This is a genomic window from Gilliamella sp. Pas-s95 (assembly GCF_009795795.1).
In the GTDB taxonomy this organism is placed as follows: domain Bacteria; phylum Pseudomonadota; class Gammaproteobacteria; order Enterobacterales; family Orbaceae; genus Gilliamella; species Gilliamella bombicola.
In genome coordinates, this window is record NZ_WTFC01000041.1 from 1 (window position 1) to 25,057 (window position 25,057).

At 37.9% G+C, this 25,057-nt stretch carries 18 protein-coding genes and 1 tRNA gene; 11 read left to right on the top strand and 8 right to left on the bottom strand.

The features are described from left to right. The first annotated feature begins 502 nt into the window (after positions 1–502). From GQ598_RS09975 to ispC, 5 genes are all read left to right on the top strand, one after another. Positions 503–2,143: a hypothetical protein gene (locus tag GQ598_RS09975; protein ID WP_160403993.1), complete on the top strand. Its 1,641-nt coding sequence runs from the start codon at positions 503–505 to the stop codon at positions 2,141–2,143. A 770-nt stretch (positions 2,144–2,913) separates the two neighbouring features. Then, positions 2,914–4,584, top strand: coding sequence for a hypothetical protein (locus tag GQ598_RS09980; RefSeq protein WP_160403994.1), 1,671 nt, complete (start codon positions 2,914–2,916; stop codon positions 4,582–4,584). Between the two features lie 864 nt (positions 4,585–5,448). Continuing rightward, positions 5,449–6,114: a deoxyribose-phosphate aldolase gene (gene deoC, locus GQ598_RS09985; protein ID WP_085247635.1), complete on the top strand. Its 666-nt coding sequence runs from the start codon at positions 5,449–5,451 to the stop codon at positions 6,112–6,114. 57 nt (positions 6,115–6,171) lie between these two features. Continuing rightward, entirely contained in the window at positions 6,172–6,933 is a 762-nt protein-coding gene (deoR, locus tag GQ598_RS09990) for a DNA-binding transcriptional repressor DeoR (RefSeq protein WP_160403995.1), read from the top strand. Position 6,934: 1 nt separating this feature from the next. Next, positions 6,935–8,113, top strand: coding sequence for a 1-deoxy-D-xylulose-5-phosphate reductoisomerase (ispC, locus tag GQ598_RS09995; RefSeq protein ID WP_160403996.1), 1,179 nt, complete (start codon positions 6,935–6,937; stop codon positions 8,111–8,113). A gap of 107 nt (positions 8,114–8,220) precedes the next feature. Here the strand turns inward: ispC and GQ598_RS10000 are convergent, their stop codons facing one another. Next, positions 8,221–9,180, bottom strand: coding sequence for an aminoimidazole riboside kinase (locus GQ598_RS10000; RefSeq protein WP_160403997.1), 960 nt, complete (start codon positions 9,178–9,180; stop codon positions 8,221–8,223). A 263-nt stretch (positions 9,181–9,443) separates the two neighbouring features. Here GQ598_RS10000 and GQ598_RS10005 point away from each other — a divergent pair, with 263 nt between their 5' ends. Then, the gene (locus GQ598_RS10005; RefSeq protein ID WP_160403998.1) at positions 9,444–10,913 is read left to right on the top strand and encodes a glycoside hydrolase family 32 protein; all 1,470 of its coding nucleotides are present in this window, start codon (positions 9,444–9,446) and stop codon (positions 10,911–10,913) included. A 132-nt stretch (positions 10,914–11,045) separates the two neighbouring features. Here GQ598_RS10005 and GQ598_RS10010 read toward each other — a convergent pair whose 3' ends face one another. Further along, the gene (locus GQ598_RS10010) at positions 11,046–12,527 is read right to left on the bottom strand and encodes a SulP family inorganic anion transporter (RefSeq protein WP_160403999.1); all 1,482 of its coding nucleotides are present in this window, start codon (positions 12,525–12,527) and stop codon (positions 11,046–11,048) included. A 640-nt stretch (positions 12,528–13,167) separates the two neighbouring features. Between GQ598_RS10010 and cysE the strand changes: the two genes are divergently transcribed. After that, the gene (gene cysE, locus GQ598_RS10015) at positions 13,168–13,947 is read left to right on the top strand and encodes a serine O-acetyltransferase (protein WP_370516547.1); all 780 of its coding nucleotides are present in this window, start codon (positions 13,168–13,170) and stop codon (positions 13,945–13,947) included. Between the two features lie 59 nt (positions 13,948–14,006). Here the strand turns inward: cysE and GQ598_RS10020 are convergent, their stop codons facing one another. Genes GQ598_RS10020 through recN form a run of 5 tightly spaced genes read right to left on the bottom strand, consistent with a single transcriptional unit; the run spans position 14,007 to position 18,871 of the window. Further along, on the bottom strand, positions 14,007–14,840 hold the full coding sequence (locus GQ598_RS10020) for a mechanosensitive ion channel domain-containing protein (RefSeq protein ID WP_160404001.1): 834 nt from the start codon (positions 14,838–14,840) through the stop codon (positions 14,007–14,009). Positions 14,841–14,899: 59 nt separating this feature from the next. Then, positions 14,900–15,493, bottom strand: a complete 594-nt coding sequence (gene slmA / locus GQ598_RS10025) for a nucleoid occlusion factor SlmA (protein WP_160404002.1) — start codon at positions 15,491–15,493, stop codon at positions 14,900–14,902. After that, entirely contained in the window at positions 15,490–15,948 is a 459-nt protein-coding gene (dut, locus tag GQ598_RS10030) for a dUTP diphosphatase (RefSeq protein ID WP_034909576.1), read from the bottom strand. Before dut ends, slmA begins: the two co-directional genes overlap by 4 nt. After that, positions 15,932–17,158 (bottom strand): bifunctional phosphopantothenoylcysteine decarboxylase/phosphopantothenate--cysteine ligase CoaBC, encoded by a 1,227-nt coding sequence (gene coaBC, locus GQ598_RS10035; protein ID WP_160404003.1) that lies wholly within the window; start codon positions 17,156–17,158, stop codon positions 15,932–15,934. The genes dut and coaBC overlap by 17 nt, the downstream gene beginning before the upstream one ends. A 51-nt stretch (positions 17,159–17,209) precedes the next feature. Further along, positions 17,210–18,871, bottom strand: a complete 1,662-nt coding sequence (recN, locus tag GQ598_RS10040; protein ID WP_160404004.1) for a DNA repair protein RecN — start codon at positions 18,869–18,871, stop codon at positions 17,210–17,212. Positions 18,872–19,152: 281 nt separating this feature from the next. Here recN and GQ598_RS10045 point away from each other — a divergent pair, with 281 nt between their 5' ends. The 4 genes from GQ598_RS10045 to metF all read left to right on the top strand — a co-directional run bounded on the left by GQ598_RS10045 (position 19,153) and on the right by metF (position 24,085). Beyond that, positions 19,153–19,716 carry a P27 family phage terminase small subunit gene (locus GQ598_RS10045; RefSeq protein WP_160404005.1) on the top strand — a complete coding sequence of 188 codons (564 nt, stop codon included), beginning with the start codon at positions 19,153–19,155 and terminating at the stop codon, positions 19,714–19,716. Between the two features lie 353 nt (positions 19,717–20,069). Further along, on the top strand, positions 20,070–20,621 hold the full coding sequence (locus GQ598_RS10050; RefSeq protein ID WP_160404006.1) for a DUF1440 domain-containing protein: 552 nt from the start codon (positions 20,070–20,072) through the stop codon (positions 20,619–20,621). 183 nt (positions 20,622–20,804) lie between these two features. Continuing rightward, positions 20,805–23,078 carry a 5-methyltetrahydropteroyltriglutamate--homocysteine S-methyltransferase gene (gene metE / locus GQ598_RS10055; protein ID WP_160404007.1) on the top strand — a complete coding sequence of 758 codons (2,274 nt, stop codon included), beginning with the start codon at positions 20,805–20,807 and terminating at the stop codon, positions 23,076–23,078. Between the two features lie 131 nt (positions 23,079–23,209). Then, a complete protein-coding gene (gene metF, locus GQ598_RS10060) occupies positions 23,210–24,085 on the top strand; it encodes a methylenetetrahydrofolate reductase [NAD(P)H] (protein WP_160404008.1) in 876 nt (291 codons plus the stop codon). A gap of 39 nt (positions 24,086–24,124) precedes the next feature. Here the strand turns inward: metF and GQ598_RS10065 are convergent. After that, positions 24,125–24,201: transfer RNA gene (locus GQ598_RS10065), tRNA-Met, on the bottom strand. Between the last annotated feature and the right edge of the window lie 856 nt (positions 24,202–25,057).

Genomic DNA, 25,057 nt, shown 5'->3' on the forward strand with positions numbered 1-25,057 from the left:
TTTAAAATCGAATGTATATTTTTTTGCCATAATTTTATTCCCAAAAGTAGATTTAAACAATCCAACTTTTGGGGGGCAGTTCATTCGCTTTAATTCCCTTAGCTCGGACGTGGTCACTATAGCTATTGTATTCACCAAAGGTCAAAACGTCCGAAACCTGCGCACTTAATTTCTTCTATTCACCAAAACCAAAAAAAGACCTAATTTTCCGCCCAAAAATCAGTCAGAAAACATATTGATTTTATTAAAGTTTTTATACAGTGTTTTTTAGTCAAAAAACACCACCCAAAACCCTCCCCCAAAGCCCGCCAACGTATGTTGACTTAAACTTTAACAAAACTTTACAAAATTTTAACGGAAAAAGTAGCGCATTATTAACCAAGCGGCTATAATTTAAGGGCTTTCAAAGCAAGGGAGTGCTCGTTAGTCGAGCAATTAGTTACAAAAAATGTAAATAAAACAAAAATTTACTTGACAGGATGATCGAAATGCGCTACCATTTATGGCATCTGGCATCTGGCATCTGGCCTGCCAAACCTACGCCCTAAATCTTTTTCAATTTCACCGTAGTCGAAATCAGACACAGTTCTTATTTTTATCACCGAAATTATCAAACTCATTGCGCTTGGCGAGGTCGTCGGGGTGTTCGTCGTGGTTAGGTTTTTTACTTAGCTCGCTTAGTTTTTCTAATTTTTCTATCTTACTTAAGTTACCAAGCTTACTTAGATCATTTAGCTTACCTAGATTGTCGCTGTTCTTCGTGCTGTTGTTGTCATATACACAGAGTTCTGTGGCCTTAACGGCGCATACATCAAGAGTAATTGAAGGTACTTTACCGTATTTAATGTTCGACGGTGGTTGGACAAAGGTAACAGATACAGACAGTTTATTGTCTATTAAGTTGCAGGATGATCGAGTTATCACGCCATCTACTAATCCATCAAGTGTGACAAATCCGATAATTTTGCCGTATGTGGAGAGTAACTTAAGTCATATAGCAATGGTTGTTCCGTCATCACAGAGTTCAATTAGTATAAATGATTTGGTTGTTCAAGGTAATTGGGGAGATGATGATGGGGATGGTCAGGGTGCTAATGGAGTTACCGCATCGGGGAATATATCGGTATCGTTTACGGATAAGGATGGCAATACCGTTAATCGTAACGATGCATTAAGTATTTGTAATGCTCCTTATAGGGTAACTTTAAGTAGTTCAGGGGGATATTTACAAACACAGTACGGAGTTCCTAATAGGACTAGTTTTAGTGGTCAGACGGTGACATATTATATCAGTCCGTATGGTGGTCCTGTTGTTTGTCACACAAGGCCAAATCTTAGTTATGGCACAGACGGTTTCACCGGCCCATCTAACATATGGTCTCTTACAAAGGGTTTTTTAAGTCAGTCAAATGATTCATTATCTTACGACCAAAACTTTCCAACTACAGGTGCTGATGGATTGTATTTTGATTTGCTCATAGGTGGGGTGGATGGAAGTCAGTTGACATGGTCTCCGGTCACGCGTGGTGGAATAACGGCTACGGTGACAAGTGTAGCAGCTAATGATAGGTGGATTCCTGGTGTTGATAAAGAAAAAGTTGTCGCACGGGTAACGTTAAGCGGTCCTAGGGCTGATAGTACTCAGATAGGGTCAGATAATCCTAGTCCGCTTACTCCATTGCCATCTTTGCCACAGACATTTGAGTTGGTGGGTAGGGATAGTAGGGATAATGTGGTGGTTAAATATGGATTTGTGTTAAAGCAGTGGTTTGTCCATCGGGGTAATAAAGACGCTAGTCAGTCTGACCAAATATCTTGGTGCAATCGTTTGGGTTATCGTGCGCCACAAGTTAAGGATTTAACTAATGCGGTTTGTTCTGGTTGGCATTCAGGATTTTGGTGTCGAGGCGCAGTAGGTGCCACGCCGTCGTCTAGTAATAATCATTACAAGCGTCACATAGGTGCTGGTTTTTTTACGGAGTGGGGCATCCTTTACCGCTACGCTGATGCGGGTTTTGTCGACAACATCTACTGGACGAGCGACGTTTCAGGTGGCAATAGCTTCACTGTCGCTTGGGACCTCGGCGACATTAACAGCTTCAGTGCCGGTTACAGCCTTTATGGCCTTTGTACCACACCTTAGCTTTTATATCTTAGTCCTTAATCCTTGGCGGGAGCGGTTGTGGTGCCTGAGAGGACAATCTAACAAACAACAGCGCCCCGTACTGTGAAGCGCCGAGTTAATAAGATTGGGAGTGAATATAAAACAAATAAGAATAACCAAGCAGTTGGTGGATAAGTGTTTGTTGTGTACTTTGAAATAGTGGTGTTAATTTAACGAATGGAATCAATTAAATACTTGGCATAATATGCCTACCAGTAAAATTAGCACTACTAGCACAGCACTTATTCATCACCCAAGACTTTCAACCTAAAATTGTCACGCAAGCTTGCTGATAAAAGGGAAGAAAGTTAGGGGATATGGCTAAATCAGCAACATACGCATCTAGGTTGCAACTTCCCGACTGGGGTGCGAATGATTTTTGATTTTAGTTATACACCAACTGACTTGGCCCTCAAAACAAAGTTAAAAAAACACACGGTAATCTATAAAAATAACATAGTAAAAATTGGTCAGAAAAGGTATTGATTTTATTAAAGTTTTTATAAAGTGTTTTTTAGTCAAAAAACACCACCCAAAACCTTCCCCCAAAGCCCGCCAACGTATGTTGACTTAACCTTTAACAAAACTTTACAAATTTTTAACGGAAAAAGTAGCGGATTATTAACCAAGTGGCTATAATTTAAGGGCTTTCAAAGCAAGGGAGTGCTCGTTAGTCGAGCAATTAGTTGCAAAAAATGTAAATAAAACAAAAATTTACTTGACAGGATGATCGAAATGCGCTACCATTTATGGCATCTGGCATCTGGCATCTGGCCTGCCAAACCTACGCCCTAAATCTTTTTCAATTTCACCGTAGTCGAAATCAGACACAACTCTTATTTTTATCACCGAGGTCATTTCGCGTAGCGAAATCGGCGACTTTACCTGTAGGGTTATCGCTAAGGTCGAGGTACTTGTCTTTTCTATCTAAATTTTCAAGCTTACTTGGATTATTTAGATTCCCTAAATCCGCGTTGTTCTTCGTGTTGTTGTCATATACACAGAATTCTGTGGCATTAACGGCATATACATCAAGGTATATTGAGGGCAGTGCGCCATATTTAACGTTCGACGGTGGTCGAACAAAGATAATAGATACAGACAGTTTATTGTTTATTAAGTTGCAGGATGGTCGGGTTATCACGCCATCTACTAATCCATCAAGTGTGACAAATCCGATAATTTTGCCGTATGTGGGGAGTAACTTAGGTCATATAGCAATGGTTGTTCCGTCATCACAGAGTTCAATTAGTATAAATGATTTGGTTGTTCAGGGTAATTGGGGAGATGATGATGGGGATGGTCAGGGTGCTAATGGAGTTACCGCATCGGGGAATATATCGGTATCGTTTACAGATAAAAATGGCCGAACGGTCAGCCGTAGTGATGTATTAGATATATGCAGTGCACCTTATAAGATCACCTTAACAAGTACAAGTGGCACATTAGCAACCCTGTATGGTGTGCCAAGTAGTAGTAGTTTCAGTGGAGCAACGGTAGATTATTATATTAATCCGTATAGTGGTCCTGTTGTTTGTCACGCAAGGCCGAATTTGTTGTTTGGTGACACAACTGGCATCCATTCTAATGATTATCCTCGCTTTGCCGGCCCAGCTAACATATGGTCTCCTACAAAGGGTTTTTTAGCTCAGTCTCATAATTCATCCTCTTACAACCGAAATTTTCCTACAACGGGTGCTGATGGGTTGTATTTTGATTTGGACATAGGTGGAGTGGATGGAAGTCAGTTGAGTTGGATGGTTATCACAAATGGTAGTATAAGCGCAACGGTGAGTTGGACAAGGCCGCGTACAGATTCACACCAAGACCCATGGACTGGAGATACCATACAACATGATAACTGGATTAGAGATAAATCTAAGAATGTAACTCGGGTAACATTGCATGGTCCTAAAGCTGATAGTACTCAAATAAACTCAAGTAATCCAAGTTCACTAACACGTCCATCTTTGCCACAGACATTTGAGTTGGTTGGTAAGGATAGTAATGGTAATGTTGTCGTGAAATATGGCTTTGTGTTGAGGCAGTGGTTCGTCCATCAGGGTTATAAATATGATACCCCTTCTAATCAAATCACATGGTGTAATAGTTTAGGTTATCGTTTGTCACAGGTAAGGGATTTAACCAATGCAGTTTGTTCAGGAACGTGGAGTGGAGATAATTGTCAAGGTGCAGTAGGTGCCACGCCGTCGTCTAGTGATAATCATTACAAGCGTCACATAGGTGCAGGTTTTTTCACGGAGTGGGGCCGCATGGACAACTACGCTGATGCGGGCTTTGTAGGCGACCACTACCGGGCAAGCGACGTTAAAACAGATAACTTGTACTTCCTTGTCCACGCGGGAGACGGTTCCGTCAACGACTACTTTTTCCGATATTACGCTGTTTGCACCTTTTAGGTTTTAGTTCTTAATCCTTAGGGCGTGGAGGGCGGTTATGGTGCTAAGAGGAGTAATATAGACAAGAATAAAGCCCCCGAGGGGGCTATCCCTTAGGGTTGCGTTGTTGCGGTGAAGCTACAATAGCGCCGCCCCCCTCCGCCGATGCCGAAAGCGTGGCAGGCGGTGGCTCAGGGGTAAAATAAATAAGAATAACCAAGCAGTTGGTGGATAAGTGTTTGTTGTGTACTTTGAAATAGTGGTGTTAATTTAACGAATGGAATCAATTAAATACTTGGCATAATATGCCTACCAGTAAAATTAGCACTACTAGCACAGCACTTATTCATCACCCAAGACTTTCAACCTAAAATTGTCATGCAAGCTTGCTGATAAAAAGGAAGAAAGTTAGGGGGGATATGGCTAAATCAGCAACATACGCATCTAGGTTGCAACTTCCCGACTGGGGTGCGAATGATTTTTGATTTTAGTTATACACCAACTGACTTGGCCCTCAAAACAAAGTTAAAAAAACACACGGTGATCTATAAAAATAACATAGTAAAAATCGGTCAGAAAAGGTATTGATTTTATTAAAGTTTTTTGTTTCTGTTTTTAACAAAAAAACAAAGGCTTATTTTCTTTGCCTCATTCCGGCATCAAAATTTGCCGAAACCTAAGCGTTGACATAAATGTTACTTATTTCACAAAAAACCTAAAACTCAAACACAGATTTTTATCTGTACTATTTCAAACAATTTCGCCATAATGTTATAAAAATAACAACATTTAGCTATATTTGTTATTTTTATAACATCTCTATTTATTTACATACTAACAATATTTAATTAAACATTATTACAAAGACATTTTAAGGATCTCGTTATGAATTATGCAAAGTATATTGATCATACTTTACTCGCAATGAATGCGACAGAAGATCAAATTCGTAAGCTTTGTGATGAAGCTAAGGAATATCATTTTTATTCGGTTTGTGTAAATTCAGGCTATGTACCTTTAGCGGCAAGCTTACTTAATGGCAGTGATGTAAAAGTGTGTGCGGTGGTTGGCTTTCCACTTGGTGCCATGCTCACTAGCGCTAAAGCGTTCGAAACCGAAATGGCGGTTAAAGCTGGCGCTCAAGAAATCGATATGGTTATTAATGTAGGTTGGTTAAAAAGCAATGATTTCGATGCGGTTAAACATGATATTGAAGCAGTATTTAAAGCTTGTGGCGTTGTGCCATTAAAAGTTATTTTAGAAACCTGTCTATTAACCAAAGAAGAAATTGTCAAAGTTTGTACTATTTGTAAAGAAATTGGCGTTGCGTTTGTGAAAACATCAACTGGCTTTAGCGTGTCGGGTGCAACTGTTGAGGATGTTAAATTAATGCGCGACACTGTAGGTAAAGAGATGGGTGTTAAAGCATCGGGTGGTATTCGCGATCGTGCAACCGCTGAAAAAATGATTCAAGCAGGTGCAACGCGTTTAGGTGCAAGCGCAGGCATTGCTATTGTATCGGGTGATACCACATCATCAAGCAGTTATTAATCAATAAACTTATCAATAAGCGACTTTATGTCGCTTATTGATATTGATGGAATCTGAATGGAAACGCAATCGCAAAAAAGAATTAATGACCTCATTCAAATTTTAAAAAAAACAGATAAGGTTCATTTAAAACAGGCGGCTAAGTTGTTAGCGGTTTCAGAAATGACCATTCGACGAGATTTAAATAATATTCCTACATCATTAACGGTTTTAGGCGGTTATATTGTTAGTGAAGCTCGTTATCAAGCAACGCAATATTTTGTTTCAGATCAGCAAGATAAACAAGTTAACGAAAAGCTACATATTGCTAAACTAGCCAGCAAACTTGTTTATGCAAATGATACCGTCTTTTTTGATTGCGGTACCACAATCCCTTTTATCATTGATGCTATTGATGATGAAATAACCTTTACCGCTATCTGCTATTCATTAAACGCATTTTTAGCATTACAAAATAAACCTAATTGTAAGACAATTTTATGTGGTGGTTATTATCAGGTTAATAATGCTATTTTTACCTCTATTGGACAGCATTGCCAATTAAATTCGATTTGCCCAAATAAAGCGTTTATTTCAGCTGCTGGGGTTGATATATCACGAGGAGTCACTTGTTATCATTTTGATGAACTTGATATGAAGTTGCAAGCCATGAAACAATCTGACCTGCGTATTTTGATTGCCGATCATACTAAATTTAATCAAGTTAAACCGGCTTTGATTAGTGAATTAACGCTGTTTAATCAAATTATTACCGATAAAGCCCCCACTAAGGAATTTATCTCTTTTTTCAATAACCATAATATAAAACTGATGTATTAATATGAAAAATATCACAATTTTAGGGTCGACTGGTTCAATTGGTTGCAGTACGCTAGCGGTTATTGCTCAAAATCCATATCTGTTTAAGGCATATGCCTTAGTGGGTGGTCATAATGCAGCCAAAATGACTGAGCAATGTTTGGCATTTAAACCTAAATATGTTGCCATGGCAACAGAACAAGCAGCTGATGAGCTAAGAGCAAATCTTGCCAATCTAAAATTGGATATTGAAGTGTTAAGCGGTGAACAAGCCATTTGTGATTTAGTGCAGTTGTCCGAAGTCGATCAAGTGATGGCTGCTATTGTTGGTGCTGCTGGGCTAAAACCAACCCTTGCGGCAATTAAAAAAGGTAAACGTATTTTACTTGCCAATAAAGAATCACTTGTGACTTGTGGACATCTGTTTATGCAAGCAGTTAAAGAGTATGGCGCTGAGCTGTTACCAGTAGATAGTGAACATAACGCGATTTTTCAAAGTTTGCCAATGACGGTACAGCATAATTTAGGTTTTGCTAATTTGGCTGAACAGGGTATTACTAAAATAGTTTTAACGGGTTCTGGTGGGCCATTTCGCGATTGGGAAATAGATAAGCTTGCATCGGTTACGCCAGCGCAAGCGGTTGCACATCCTAATTGGTCGATGGGTAAAAAAATTTCTGTGGATTCGGCAACCATGATGAACAAAGGACTTGAGTATATCGAAGCACGTTGGTTATTTAATGCAAGTGCTGACGAAATGGAAATTATTATTCATCCGCAATCGATTATTCACTCCATGGTACGTTATCAAGATGGTAGTGTGGTGGCAGAACTGGGGGTGCCTGATATGTGTACACCTATTGCTTATGCCATGTCTTATCCCGATCGTGTTCCATCCAGTGTACCACCTTTGGATTTTTGTCAAATTTCGGCTTTAACGTTTAAACAGCCTGATTTTAATCGTTATCCTTGTTTAAAATTGGCAATAGAAGCGTCCAATCAAGGGCAAGCTGCCACAACGGCACTTAACGCAGCCAATGAAATTGCGGTAGAAGCATTTTTGCAACATAAAATTGGTTTTATGGATATTGCCAAAAATGTAGCAAAGGTATTAGATCAATTAGCTTTCCCTGATCCAACCACTATTGACGAAGTTTTTATAATTGACCAGTGGGCAAGATCGCAATGTGGCGGGTACTAAAGACGATTTGATTTTTATAAGCAGTGAATTAAATAGGCAATAAGGGCAGCTGAGCACAATTTTATTTTGAAAATGTGGTTGGCTGCCCTTATTCATGCTTTTCTTGACTAAGCGATTTGTTTAGCCGTTAATGTTGGATTATCGCTAATAAATGATTGTAAAAATGTGCTATCGGGTAGTGCTGTTAACGCGCCTTTTTGGGTTGTCGCTAAGGCACCGCAAGCACTAGCTATCGTCATCATGCTTTCTAACATGAGTTTATCTTCAGGCATTCCTGATGAGGCAATACTACTAAGTAGTCCTGCTACAAAGGCATCACCCGCACCGGTGGTATCAATACTATTTACTTGGTACGAATCAAAAGAAAATGTTTTACCTTGCCATAATACAATACTGCCATCTTTACCTTTAGTGATTAACTTTAATGGTGTTTTATAGTGCTGTTGTAGTTTACTTAATGCTTCATGCCAGTCATTGCATTGCGTGAGCCAAAATAGTTCTTCATCTGATAGTTTAAGGATATCGGCATCATGACAAAATTGAGTAATAGTTGTGCGCATTTCATCTTTATTTGCCCACATCTGCTCACGCAAGTTAACATCAAAGCTAATTAATCCATTTTTAGCGGTAAGATTTTCAATGGCGGTTTTAAGCGTTTGCCGACAAGTGTGACCAACGAGTGCCAAAGAGCAAAAATGTAAAATATCTTGGTTAAAATCAGGTATCGCTTGCTGAGACAAAAATTGATCAGCAGAAGGAGAAACAAGAAAAGTAAAACTCCGCTCCCCATTTTGACCTAAATCAACAACAACAGTACTTGTTTTATAGTGTTCGTCCTTTTCAAGGCTTTGGCAATCCACATGATATTCAAGGAACGTTTTTTCCATAAAATGACCAAAGGGATCATTCCCCACACGGCCAATAAAAGCGGAGGGTAGCCCCAATTTTGCAATACCAATTGCGACATTAGCCGGCGCGCCACCAGCACAAGCTTTATAATTCATATCACCAAATGGCAATAAATCAATAACAGCATCTCCAAGAGACCAAACTTTAGTATTATTCATTTTATGACTCAATTTGTGTTAGTTAAATTCAGTGAATATATTTCGGTTTTTGTATAAATAAGTTAGGGTTTTATTGTTTGATATATCTTGATCAAAGGTTAATAATAGGATAAATCGTCGATCAAAAAAATCATGGATAATATTTAAAAAGTATGACATTTGTCACATTGTTGGCGAGCTATTTTACCATAGGTTAATGTTAACAGGTAAATCCGGCTATGATTAATGGTGTCAATGTAACATTGGGTTAATAAGGGGATTGTATGTCTAGTGCTATCGATAAAGCCAACCAAGCGGTTAAGAAATTAGCGCAGTTTGTTAATAAGCAGTATTACCCGCATTTTCATTTAGCGCCACAATCTGGCTGGATGAATGACCCTAATGGTTTGATCTATTTTAAAGGGCAATATCATGCTTTTTATCAGCATCATCCTTACGATGAAAACTGGGGTCCAATGCATTGGGGGCATGCTGTTAGCGATGATTTGGTGACATGGCGTAGATTACCAATCGCAATTGCCCCTGATCAAGAATTTGATAAAAGTGGTTGTTTTTCGGGCTCTGCTGTTGATAATGATGGTGAGCTGTGTTTATTTTATACTGGGCATGTCTGGTTAAGCGGCCAAGGTGATGACGAGCAAATAAGCCAAACCCAATGCCTTGCAAGTAGTCAAGATGGTATTCATTTTGAAAAACACGGTACGGTACTTGCGCCTAAAGACGGGATTATGCACTTTCGTGATCCCAAAGTTTGGCAACAAGATGGTCAATGGTGGATGGTGGTAGGGCAACGAACCCCAGATAATGTGGGCGAAGTATTGCTTTATCGTTCAGGGGATTTAACAAATTGGACGTTCGATCATGTTGTTGTTAGTCATATCGATCCAAATGTGTATATGCTTGAATGTCCTGACTTCTTTTCCCTTGGTGATAAGTGGGTGTTGATGTTTTCACCACAAGGTATGCAAGCGAAAGGCTATCAATATCGTAATTTGTTCCAATCAGGTTATATTGTGGGGCACTGGCAACCAAGCGAGCAATTTTCAATCATTAAACCGTTCCAAGAAATGGACTTTGGACACGATTTTTATGCACCCCAATCATTTCTTGCAGCCGATGGGCGTCGTATTGTGTTTGCTTGGATGGATATGTGGGAATCGACTATGCCAAGTAAAAAAGATAAATGGGCAGGCGCTTTTACTTTGCCGCGTGAATTGATTTTAGATAAGGATAATTATGTCCGTAATTGCCCTATTAAAGAACTTGAAGCATTGCGCGAAAAACCAGAATCGCTAAATAATATCCTCTTAAAAAACGAGCTTAAAAACACCGATATTCAATCGATTAGCTGTGAGATTAATATTGAGTTTGATTTAATCCAAAGCGATGCTGAACGTTTTGGTTTGCAACTTGCAGCCACAGAAGATGGTAAACAAGCAACATTACTATATGTTGATTTACAATCCGAGCGAATTATACTTGATCGCAGTTTATCCGGTCTTGAATTAACCGGTTATCGTAGCGTACCGCTACCAAAAACAGATAAGCTAACTTTGCATATTTTTGTTGATGCCTCATCTGTCGAGGTTTTTGTTAATGATGATTTGTATAGTCTTACTAGTCGTATTTACCCGCAATTACCAGCCAAGCGAGTTATCAACCTCTTTGCTGAAAACGGAAAAGCGAAAGTGACAAAATTGGAAAGTTGGCAATTGCAGTCTATTTATGCGTAATGTCTATTCACTGCCTATTGGCTGTGAATTTTCGTTTTAAAAGCTGCATTTTTATTGTTTCATTCCACATAATCACAACCAATAAGTCATGATGCAAAACTATCAATGCAGCTATTTTTATTACCTATTAGTTTAGTGATTATTTAGTGTTTGTTTCGCCTTGGGTTTATCATAAACGCCAAAATGGTCTACAATTGTACTACTGGCTTTATTTAGCCCTAACACTTCCACTTGTGCCCCTTCTTTGCGGAATTTAAGCACCACTTTATCTAAAGCTGCTACAGCGGTTATATCCCAAAAATGTGCGTGGGTAAGATCAATTGTTACCTTTTGTAAAACCTCTTTTAAATCAAATGAGCTAATAAATTTGGTAGAAGAAGCAAAAAATACTTGTCCATACACGGTATAAATACGTTGTTCCTTGCTGGGTTGCTCAGTTTGAATTTGTAGGTAATGAGCGACTTTATTGGCATAAAACAGTGATGCCAGTAATACCCCAACAAATACGCCATAAGCAAGGTTATGGGTAAATACAACGACAGCTACAGTTGTCAGCATCACAATATTGGTTGAAAGTGGGTACGATTTAAGGTTCTTAATCGAGTCCCAACTAAAGGTTCCTATGGAAACCATGATCATCACAGCTACTAACGCAGCCATTGGAATTTGGCTTACCCAGTCTTGTAAAAAGACAACTAATAATAAAAGTACAGTTCCGGCTATAAATGAGGATAGACGCGTTCGTCCGCCTGACTTCATATTGATAATTGATTGCCCAATCATTGCGCACCCCGCCATACCGCCAAAGAAGCCTGTCACGATATTGGCAATACCTTGCCCCTTGCATTCTCGGTTTTTATCACTCGGTGTATCGGTAATATCATCTACAATGGTTGCGGTCATCATTGATTCTAATAAGCCGACAATGGCTAATGAAAGGGAGTAAGGCAGAATAATCAATAAGGTATCAAGGTTAAAAGGAACATTGGGCAGTAAAAATGTAGGCAAGCTAGTGGGTAATGTACCCATATCACCCACCGTGCGTATATCCATGCCAAAATACATATAGATACCGGTAAGAATAAGAATGCAAAGTAGTGGTGAAGGAATCATTTTTCCTACTTTGGGGATATAAGGGAACAGATAAATTATGCCAAGCCCAGCAATGGTCATTGCATAGACATGCCATGTGACATTGGTTAGCTCAGGAAGTTGCGCTAAAAAAATTAAGATGGCTAATGCATTAACAAAACCTGTTACCACAGAGCGAGAAACAAAGCGCATTAAGTTCCCTAATTGAAGAAAACCGGCAATAATCTGAAAAATACCACATAAGATTGTCGCAACAAGCAAATATTCAACCCCATGTGCTTTAACCAGTCCGGCAATCACTAGCGCCATTGCACCGGTAGCGGCAGATATCATACCCGGGCGACCTCCAGCAAAAGCAGTAATAACCGCTATACAAAAAGCCGCATACAGCCCCATTTTAGGGTCAACACCGGCAATAATTGAAAAAGCAATTGCTTCAGGAATAAGGGCAAGTGCTACAACGATGCCCGATAGAACATCATTTTTGATATTGGAAAACCATTGTTTACGTAAAGATTGCATTGAATTTAATCACCACTGAAAAAACAAAAGAAAATTACAGCGTGAAGCAATGCATTTATAAGGTTATCAAAAGTTGATAGGAAAGATATGACTTCTGTGCATCACGCGAGTAACTATAATAATTCTTGATAGAAAGAACGCGCAAAAAGCTACACAGGTATACTCCATAACGAAATTATATTTTTATAATAATAGAACTTAACCCATTGTACAATGGCTAATTTTCTTATTATCGTTGAAAGTTATAATACTTTATTGCTTTAAAAATTTTAATCTAACAATGCAAATTTAAATGTATGCCGTTGCAATAGATCTATTTATTATAGTATTTAATGACGGAATTAACCGTCATCATTAAAAGTAAAATAGACAAAATTGAAAATGGGATTGGGCATTGTGGGGGGGTAAACAACGTTTTAGACTTGTTTTGTTTTTATGCCTTTATTTGGTTTGAGCTAATATATTTTATTTCACTTACAAAGAGGCTCTTTCTAAATAAGGTGATGCTACTTTATTATCTCTTTTCTGCTTTTTAACGTAATGATAAATGAATACAAAACTTGCTTCTAGGTTAAGTTTGCGAAACAATGTGAACAATTTTAGTTATTGTGTATAAGGACTTGTTGTGAGCGATGCAAAAATAGTTGTAAAACCCGAACGGCTGTGGCAAACCATTCGGCAAGAAGCCTTTGAGTTAGTCGAAAGCGAGCCAATGCTGGCAAGTTATTTCCACGCGACTTTACTTAATCACGAGGATTTAGGCAGTGCATTAAGTTATATTTTAGCTAATAAACTGGCAACACAAGTAATGCCTGCTATTGAGATTCGTGAGATTGCTCGTCAGGCTTATCAAGCTGATCAAAGCCTTATCCAATCTGCAGTAAGCGATATTATTGCGGTTTATATTCGTGATCCTGCAACCAACTATTATTCAACCCCTCTCCTTTATTACAAAGGTTTTTTATCACTACAAGCTTATCGAATTGCACATTGGCTTTGGAAGCAAAACCGTAAATCATTGGCCATTTTTTTACAAAGCCAGATTGCGATAGTGTTTGGTGTGGATATTCACCCTGCGGCAAAAATTGGCTGTGGGGTGATGTTTGATCATGCAACAGGCATTGTGATTGGTGAAACGGTGGTAATTGAAAACGATGTTTCTATTTTGCAATCCGTCACTTTAGGTGGCACCGGTAAACAAAATGGTGATCGTCATCCAAAAATTCGTGAGGGCGTAATGATTGGTGCGCATTCCACGATTTTAGGCAATATTGAAATAGGCAAAGGGGCTAAAATTGGTGCGGGTTCTGTGGTGTTAGATCCTGTGCCACCACATACTACCGTTGCTGGTGTGCCCGCAAAAGTGGTGGGTTGCCCTGATTGCGACAAGCCTGCTTTAAATATGGATCAAGATATTTAATTGCGATGCGTATAATGAAAAATGCCGTTGATTTGTATCGACGGCATTTTTATAACGGATTATTTATTGTTAAGATTTACATCCATTGTTGGATATGGAATATTAATATTATTTGCAGTTAATCCATTTTTGATATTTTCAAGCAGATCCCCTTTTACTGCTCCGTAGTTTTCATTTAATGTCCAAACTAATACATTAAAATTCATTGAGGAAGCATCTAACACATCTAATCGAATGGTTGGTGCTTTGGTGGTCAATATGTTTTGTGTTTTATCAACTGCTTGCTTTAACACTTGGTAAACTTTTTGAATATCAGAATCATAGCCGACATTAATGACTAAGTCTAAACGCCTTTCTGGCAAACGGGTATAATTGATAATATTGGTGTTGACGACCTGACTATTGGGTATCACCACTAATTCGTTGGTTGATGTGACCATCGAAGTTGAAAAAATTTGTATTGAATCAATCACGCCTTGTTGGCTATTTATTACAACTGTTTCGCCTACTTTAAATGGGCGGAAGATAATTAAAATAACGCCAGCCGCAAAGTTAGATAGTGAACCTTGCAATGCTAAACCAACCGCTAAACCCGCTGCACCAATGATAGCAACAATAGAAGCAGTTTGTACTCCTAATTGGCCTAACACCGCCACCAATGTCATGACTATAATGGCATAGTACGACAAAGCACTGACAAATTTAACAACAGTTGGGTCAACGTGCCGTTTGAATAATATCCGTTTTAATTGGTTGCTAATAAATCTGGCGATAGTTCTACCAATAACAAAAATAAGAATCGCAAAGAAAAAATGGGCGATATAGCTAAATACAACACCATCATATCTTTTGATAAAAGAAATAGCATGATTTAAAAAGACTTCAAAATTCATCTTATTATCCTCAGTAATAGGTAACAGATATTTCTGTCAACGTGTGTTATTGATATGAACTAAATCAGTTGCTTGGCCAATAATGCCCAACGTGTATCAAAATCGGTTGTGGGTAGATGTTTAAAACCTGAACGAGAATAACGTACCATCATACCTTCACAAAAAGCCAATAATTGACTAGATAAAATACGTTCATCAGTGCTAAAAGCAACGCCTTCTCGAATTTTACGTTCACGCAAAACCTGCTTAATTTGTGTTTCAATTCGCTCAAATAGTTGGCTAATACGTTCTTGTAATTGATCTTGTTCAAACATTAATGCGTGTCCAGTCATAATCCGAGTTAATCCGGGGTTTTTTTCTGAAAAGCCTAATATCAATGCAAGAATAAGTTGTAAGCGAGTATATGTGTTTGGCTCATCTTGCATAATGACATTAATACGAGACAACAAGATATCTTCAATATAGACAATTAAGCTTTCAAACATTTTGGTTTTGCTTGGAAAATGTCGATAAAGCGCTGCCTCAGAAACCCCTACCATTGCGGCTAATTTAGCTGTCGTAATACGTTGTGTGCCTTCGTTGGACTCAAGCATTTTTGCTAATGCCTGCAATATATCTTCTTTACGATTTTTATTTTTGCTTGTCACAATCATTTTTTACCCGAATGCCCAAATCCACCTTCACCTCGTGCTGATTCAACAAATTCATCAACAATATTAAATTCGGCTTGTACAACCGGAACAATGATTAATTGGGCAATTCGATCGCCTGCTTCAATCACAAAAGGGGTTTGACTACGATTCCAAACAGGAACAAATAACTGACCTTGATAATCTGAATCAATCAAACCAACTAAGTTTCCAAGCACAATACCATTTTTTGAACCAAGTCCAGAACGCGGTAAGACCAATGCCGCTAAACTAGGATCGGCAATATGCATTGATAAACCTGTCGGGGTTAAGATGGTTTCGCCGGGCTTGATTTCGGTTGTTTTATCAAACATTGCACGCAAATCAATACCTGCTGAGCCTTCAGTTGCATAGGTTGGTAGTGGAAATTCATTTCCTAAACGTTTGTCTAATACTTTTATATCAATTTTTCTTTTCATCATGACTCGCTTTATATCGTGTTATAACTGCTTCAAGTAACTGTGTTGCTAATTGTTGTTTGTTGCTTAATGGTAACGTTTGCTCACCATTTTGCCAATATAACGTTAATGCATTTTGATCAGAATTAAAGCCAATGGTTTTGTCTGAAACATCATTAGCACAAATTAAATCTAAGTTTTTTGTCGTTAATTTTTTTAGTGCATAAGCCTTCACATCATTGGTTTCTGCGGCAAATCCTACTACAAATGGGCGATGCGTTTTTAGTGCTGCGACACTTGCGACAATGTCGGGATTTTTTACTAATTCAATAGTAAGTTCATCTGTATCATTGGTTTTTTTGATCTTCTGCGTTGCAATTGTCTTAGCATGATAGTCTGCAACGGCGGCACAAGAAATAAAAATCGTCGACTTTTGGGCGTGCTTTAATGCCTCGTCGTACATCTGTATCGCATTTTTAACATTAATTCGGTTAACGTTATTGGGCGTATCTAAATAAACCGGCCCACTAATTAACGTGACTGTTGCTCCCATTTCTGCCGCGGCTTTTGCAATTGCAAAACCCATTTTACCCGAACTGTAATTGCTAATATAACGGACAGGATCTATTTCTTCAATTGTTGGCCCTGCCGTAATAGTTATCGATATGTCTGAAAGCATTGCAGTGGTTGAAAAATAATGCTTAATATTTTCAACAATCGTTTCAGGCTCTAACATTCGTCCAGGCCCTATATCACCACAGGCTTGAAAGCCGCTGTCAGGCCCTAAAATTAAGGTATTTCTTGATGCTAATACTGATAAGTTATGTTGCGTTGCTGCCGCTTTATACATTTGTTGATTCATGGCTGGCGCTATAACAATTGGCGATGGGGTTGCTAAGCAGACTGTTGACAGCAGATCATCAGCAATGCCGTTAGCCATTTTGGCAATAATATTGGCTGTTGCAGGGGCAATAAGGACTAAATCAGCCCATTTGGCCAGTTCAATATGGCTCATAGACAGCTCGGCTGATGGATCAAAGAGATCACAGGAAACCTGATTGCCAGAAACAGCTTGCAGAGTCATTTTAGTCACAAAATGGCTAGCAGAATCAGTCAGAACAACACGTACTTGCGCACCCGCTTTTTTTAAATGGCGAACAAGGTCAGGACATTTATAAGCGGCAATACCACCAGTAATGCCTAACAAAATATGTTTACCCGATAGACTCATGATCAAGCTTCCTTCACATCAAGATGAAAGCGCTATATTACCACAATTCAGTTAGATAATAAGTAGCTCTTTCGCATTGGCTAATGTTGCGTCTGTAATTTTGTCACCCCCTAATAAGCGAGCAAGTTCGTTTAAACGGCCAGTATTATCTAGTTTTTGCATATCAGTTGAAGTCTGTTTGCCATTGGTTTGTTTGTTAACAAAATAGTGCTGATTTGCTTGCCCTGCAACTTGTGGCAGGTGGGTTACAGTGATCACTTGTGTTGATTCACCCAGTTGCCTTAATAACTGACCGACTTTAGCGGCAGTTGGTCCACTAATACCGACATCAATTTCATCAAATATTAATGCTGGTGTATCCATTTTTTGCGCTGTTAAAACTTGAATGGCTAAGGCAATACGTGATAACTCACCACCAGAGGCCACCTTAGCAAGCGGTTGTGGACTTTGCCCTGCGTTGGTGCTGACTAAAAAGGTGACTTGATCGGCACCGTCTTCATTTAATCGGTTTTCATCAAAAGTGATATCGATACTAAATTGTCCATTAGGCATGGATAAGTCATGCATAATAGTGGTTACTTTTTTGGCTAATGTTTTGCTTATCGTTAATCTTTTTTGATGCAATTTTGTAGCAATCTCAACAGCGGTTTGATGATATTTGGTAATATCGGCTTTCAGTAGTTCGCTTTGTTCATCTTGCTGATTGATCTGTTTAAATTCAGCTAACAAGGTTTGATGTAAATCGGGCAATGTTTCAGGGGTGACATGGTGCTTACGCGCTAAAGCAATTTGTTTTGATAACCGCTGTTCAAGTTGCATGACTCGAGCAGGATCGAGCTCTAAACGTTCACTATAATGACGAAGTTCATCGCTTGCTTCTTTAATTTGGATTGATGCCTCTTCCAACATGTTATAAACATTATTTAACGCAGGATCGAGCGAGGTTAGCTCTTGAACACTATTTTTAACACTACTAAGCAAATTACTAACGTTATATTCATCGGCTTCATCTAATAACATCACAGATTGTTGGCTTAGATTTATTAATTGTTCACTGTTAGATAATCGCTTGTATTCTTCGTCAATTTGTTGATATTCTCCTTCAATTGGCGAAAACTCATTAAGTTCTTTCAATTGATATTGTAAAAGCTGCATATGCGCATCACGCTCTTGTCGTGAGGTTTCGTACTGCTGATAAGCTCGTGTTGCTTCTTTCCACTGTCTATAGGCTTGCTGCATTTGGGCAAGCAAGGTGGGCTCATTCATATAATGATTGAGTAACAGTTGTTGATAATCACTGCGTAACAGGCGCTGATGTTCATGTTGCCCATGAATTTGAATCAACATTTGCCCCAAATCTTTTAATTGCGAAATAGGTACCGCACGACCATTAATAAATGCTTTAGAACGCCCGTCTTGATTAATCACTCGGCGCAAAATGCACTCATTACCCTCATCAAGTTGATTTTCGCGTAACCAAGCAAAAGCTGCTGGCGTATCATCAAGCACAAAACAAGCCGAAATATCAACACGATCAGCCCCATGCCGAATAGATGAAGCATCAGAACGATTACCTAAACATAATCCTAATGCATCAATAGCAATCGACTTCCCCGCGCCCGTTTCACCCGTAATAGCGGTCATCCCCGTAGTAAAGTCGACAAGAAGCTGATCTACAATAGCAAAATTATTAATAGTTAGTTGAGTTATCATAATAAATTAATACATAAGGCTAGTTATCATATTGGCAGTATAGCAGTAAAAACACTGTAAATAAATACAGGGTGTTGTTTTTGTTTTTTTGAAATTTTGGGGAAAAGCATACGGGGTGGTTCTGTCGTATTAATATTGACAATAATGATTAGGTTTAATTTAAAAAATGAATTAGTTGAGATTGTGCATAAATTACGGTAAGTTGAGTGTAAAGAGATAATTCATTCTAAATTAGATTGATTTATTATTTTTGGATAAAAATTAAATAAAAGAGAAATAAAATGGGATTACCAGAAGGATTTAGGACTGAAAAAACATTAGCATTGGAAAATGAATTTAAAAAATTTGAAGTTGAGTTGTTAGAAAATTTAACTAATGAAGACTTTAGAATATTAGGTATGTATATACAAACTTACAATTTTATTGATTTAAACATTAGGCGTTGTTTTAATGTATTAAACGAAAAGGGAATTTTAATTACAAGTCAAAAAGAATTAAATATTATTCCTAATTTAGTTAATAAAATTATATCTTGCCTTTCAGAATTAAGCCTAAACTATGAACAAAGAAAAGAAGCAGAAGAGAAACTTGAAGAAATAAAATTTCGAAGAAACCATAGAAATATTTTTGCTCATTTTGCTGCAAAAAGAATTCCTAATCAAGATGCAATAGTTTTTATGACAAATGATCCAATAGACATGAAAAAGATATTCAAACGAATAAGCCCCTCTGATGCAATTTTTTATGCTATATATGATATTGCTGATATAAGGGGGTTAGTTAAACACATGTTATCGTATGAAAATTGGTTAGCTGAATTTACTTCAATGATTATTAAAATATAAGACTATATGAAATCTTTTTAATATTCTAAATTGCCAACTTTCGTTAATCAAATAACCCACCTGTTCACATTTTAATTTTTTTGTAAAAATATTCAGTATTCTATACCTTTTTAATAATAAATAATTATACTCAATAATTTATTTAAGCTAAATTTATCTGATTTTAGTGCTTGATTATTTATCAACAAAACAGATTGCTCCAAAAATTACCTTTTCCAAAAAGCGGTGCAAAAATAACCACCACCACTCATCAAAATAACTTTTACACCTCCCTCAACTTATTCTTCTTTTATCTAAAATTACACAGGAGTATAATTTGAACACCTATTTATTATAACTATGGGAACCTAAGTATGTTTGGAAATAAAACAAATCGTCAAGTTATTATTTGGACAACAATTATCGGCGGATTTTTCAGTTCATTAGTAAAATGGGGTTCAGAAGTTAATATGCCTCCACGAGTACCGGGTGAAATTTCGCCACCTGCGGCACATATTGATGCATGGCTGGGTTGGCTTGGGATTAACTCCCACTCGCTTGATTATATTTACCAAGGGGCAAGCGTTTTAGGTGCGGTGACACTTTATCACTGGTTATTCAGTTTTGCTTTTGCCTTTGTTTATGTTGCAGGTGCATATTATTGCAACAAAATCCGCTTATGGTATGGGGCGTTGTACGGCATTATTATTACTGTTGTGATGCACGGCTTTTTAATTCCATTGCTTGGTTTCCGCCATCCTGCTTATGATGCGGAAGGTACGGTTGGTTGGTTATGGAACTTAAATGGTTATGAACTTTGGAGTGAAATTCTAGGTCATATCTATTGGGGTGCATCGATCGAAGTGTGTATGATTGCTGTGCTTGCTCATTTTGCAAGACCAATTCATGGTGAGTGGCGTCAATAATTGGCTTAGCTTTCATTAGTTTATATTTAATATTAAATCCTACTATTTAACCATAGTGGGATTTTTTATTTTAGTTGATATAGTTAAAAACTATAGCAATCAATAAAAAACTAGAATTATCCAATACCAATTTTTTTTGTTATCTTTTTATCACTATAAGAAAATGGATAAAAGGAAATAAAAATGAATACTGCTGTTATTGGATATCCTCGTGTTGGTAAGCTTCGTGAACTTAAATTTGCAACAGAAGCTTATTTTAAAGGTAATAAAACCCAAGCTGAACTATTAAACGAAGCCAAAGCGTTACGAGCTGAGCATTTAAAACAGCAAGCCGCGCAAAAAATTGCTTTTATTTCATCGAATGATTTTTCATTCTATGATGCGGTGTTAGATACAGCGTGTTTACTTAATGTTATTCCAAAACGTTACCAAGATTTAGGTTTATCTGAACTTGACCGTTATTTTGCCATGGCACGTGGTTATCAGGGCGAAAAAGGCGATGTACGCGCGCTAGCTATGAAAAAATGGTTCAATACTAATTACCACTATTTAGTACCTGAAATAGAAGATTCAGTACAAATTAAGTTAACAGGCACTAAACCTTTTGACGAATATCAAGAAGCTAAAGCGCTAGGTGTACAAACCAAGCCAGTTGTGATTGGTGCATTAACCTTTTTTAAATTAGCGCAGTATTTAGGTAAAAAACAGCTCGGTGATTTTAAAGCGGATATCATTAAAGCTTATCAAGAGATCATCCAAAAATTCACAACGCTTGGCGCTGAATGGATCCAAATTGATGAGCCAATTTTAGTGACCGATCTAAATAAAGACGATATCGCTTTATTTATCGAACTTTATCAAGCGATTTTATCGGTTAAAGGTAACACCAAAATTGTTCTACAAACCTATTTTGGTGATGTGCGTGATTGTTATAAAGAATTAGTGGCACTGCCTTTTGATGGTATTGGGCTTGATTTTGTCGAAGGTAAGCAATCATTAGCTTTGCTTGAAAATAATGGCTTCCCTGCTGATAAAGTATTATTTGCCGGTGTTGTTAATGGCAAAAATATCTGGAAAAACAATTACCAAAAAACTTTAGCATTACTTGGTAAAATCAAACAAAAAGCCACAAATATTGTCATTAATACATCTTGTTCATTACTGCATGTTCCTTATACATTGCAAAATGAAACCAAATTAACCATTCAACAACGTGCTTATTTTGCTTTTGCCCAAGAAAAGCTGCAAGAGCTTGCTGAACTAGGTCAGTTATTTAAAGAAGCAAATCCTGAAAATAATGCGACTTATAAAGCTAATCAAACACTATTTACCCGTGAACGTGAAGGTGCAAACCACGCGGTTCGCCAAAAAGTGGCGGCATTAAATGCGTCTGATTTTACCCGTTTACCTGAGTTTTCAGTGCGTGAAGCGGCGCAGAAAAAAGCCTTTAACTTACCACTATTACCAACTACAACCATTGGATCATTCCCGCAAACACCTGATGTGCGTTTAAATCGTGCTAAATTCAAAAAAGGCGAAATTTGCTTGAATCAATACACTGAATTTAATCAACAAAAAATAGCTGAGTGTATTAAATTGCAAGAAGAGATCGGCATTGATGTGTTAGTTCATGGTGAATTTGAACGTAATGACATGGTCGAATATTTTGGTGAAAGCTTAAATGGCTTTGTGTTTACCGAAAAAGCTTGGGTGCAATCTTACGGTACACGTTGCGTTAAGCCACCGATTGTTTGGGGTGATATTTCACGTTCTAAACCGATTACGGTTGAATATTCAAAATATGCACAAAGCCTGACTGATAAACCAGTTAAAGGGATGTTAACTGGACCGGTAACGATTCTTAACTGGTCATTCCCACGTGAAGATATTTCGCAAAAAGAATCGGTATTCCAAATTGGATTGGCTATTGGTGATGAAGTGTTAGATCTTGAAGCTGCAGGCATTAAGATTATTCAAATTGACGAAGCCGCGTTAAAAGAAAAATTACCACTGCGTAAAGCGGATTGGAACAGCGAATATCTTGATTGGGCGATTCCGGCATTTAGATTAGTACACAGCAAAGTACAAGCTGATACTCAAATTCATACACATATGTGTTATAGCGAATTTGCTGACATCATTAAAGATATTGATGCCATGGATGCCGATGTAATTTCGTTTGAAGCTTCTCGCTCTAATCTGCAATTAATTGATGTGCTCAATGCCAATAATTTTAAAACCGAAGTTGGGCCAGGTGTTTACGATATCCATTCGCCACGCGTTCCACCTGTTGCTGAAATTAAAGCAACGATCGAAAAGTTACTGGCGAAGATCGATAAACAAAAATTATGGATTAACCCAGACTGTGGTTTAAAAACACGTGGTGAAAAAGAAGTGGTTGAAAGCTTACAGCATCTTGTTGAAGCTACATTAGCAGTAAGGAAAACACTCAATTAAGCACTGTTTTATAAAGAACTGAGCTTATTTATTAAGACATCGTATTTTATGAGTCTGGCAACTCCGCCGCCTATTTGGGCGGCGGAAATGTCAATAAGGAAAATAAGCGATATAACGAATGGATAATAAAAATGAAAACAAATCTATTATTTAATAAAAAAACGGTGTTCTCTTTTGAAGTTTTTCCGCCTAAAAAAACATCACCTTTAGAAACCATTTACAGCACTCTGCGAGAGCTTGGTTATTTTAAACCTGATTTTATCAGTGTTACTTATGGTGCTGGTGGTAGCTTAAATGGTCAAACCACCATTGATATTGCCCATTCAGTCAAACATACTTATGGCATCGAAAGTGTTGCTCATTTGCCGGGCATTAATTTTGATAAAGCCGAGATGCAAAAAATCCTTCACGATCTTAAATGTGCAGGGATTGATAATGTGCTTGCTTTGCGTGGTGACATCAGCCCGAATGTACCGCCCAAAGATGATTTTCGATACGCCAGCGAACTGGTGACATTTATTAAAGAAAACGGTGATTTTAACGTGATTGGTGCATGTTATCCAGAAGGACACCTTGAAGCATCAACCCTAAAACAAGATCTGATCCACTTAAAAGAAAAGGTCAATGCGGGTACTGATCAACTTATTTCACAGCTATTTTTTGATAATGACTATTTTTATGCATTTTTAGATAAAGCACACGATATGGGCATTAATGTACCGATCGAAGCCGGCATTATGCCAGTGACCAATAAAAACCAAATTGAGCGCATGGTATCGATGTGTGGAGTGAATCTACCGAAAAAATTCAAACAAATGATGGAAAAATATGAACATCATCCCGATGCATTTCGTGATGCGGGCATTGCTTATGCCATCGATCAGATTGTTGATTTAGTTTCACAAAATGTGGATGGGATACATTTGTACACCATGAACAATAGCTACATAGCCAGACGCATTAGCGAAGCTGTTGCAACATTATTAGCTGTGCCAAAAACAAAATAGTGATTTAGAAAAAAGGATATATCAAGGATTGATAAGAATTGGTTGCGGGGGCTGGATTTGAACCAACGACCTTCGGGTTATGAGCCCGACGAGCTACCAAGCTGCTCCACCCCGCGTCAAAGAAGTGGCTATATTATAGTAATTAAATAATAAAGCAAGGCTTGTTTGATGTGAAAGCGTCATTTTTAAACAAAAATGACAATATACTTGCTAATTCTAATCTAAATACAGCGATAATTTTAAAATCTTTACATCAGCGATCATAAAAAACAACAAAATAAAAACCTCAATAAAATCAATACCTTTTCTGACTGATTTTTGGATGTAATTACATTGTTTTTTAATACAAAAACAACTCACCAAAAAACACCCTAAGATTATGTTGTTTGTCTTATTCCGGCGTCAGAATGTGCCGACAACAGAGTGAGGTTAGCACGCCAAACAGGGATGTTTGGCGTGTTGTGGTGCGTCGGACAAATTTGTCTGGAACAAATTTGAACACCTGAGCATAGCGAAGGTGGCCTCGTAGAGGCGAGTATCAGGATGATACGAGTAATCCCACAAACGGTGCGTTAAGACCGAGCGGCGGCGTCGGGGAGCCGCAGGCCACATTCTGCAGCCAAAGCGTGGGTTGTTAGGGAATTCGCTTTAAATTCCCTAACTCGGACGTGGTCACTGTGGCTATTTTGTTCATTATAGGTCAAAACGTCCGAAACCACCGCACCCAATCCATCCTATTTACCAAAACAAAAAAAAGACCTAATTTTCCGCCCAAAAAACGGTCAGAAAAGGTATTGATTTTATTGAATTTTTTATTTGTTGGTTTTTAGCTAAAAACCAACACCCAAAACCATTCCTCAAAGCACACACACATAAGCTGACTCAGTCTTTAACAAAACTTTACAAATTTTTAACAAAAAAGGTAGCGAATTATTACTCAGGCGGTTATAATTTAAGCGCTTTCAAAGCAAG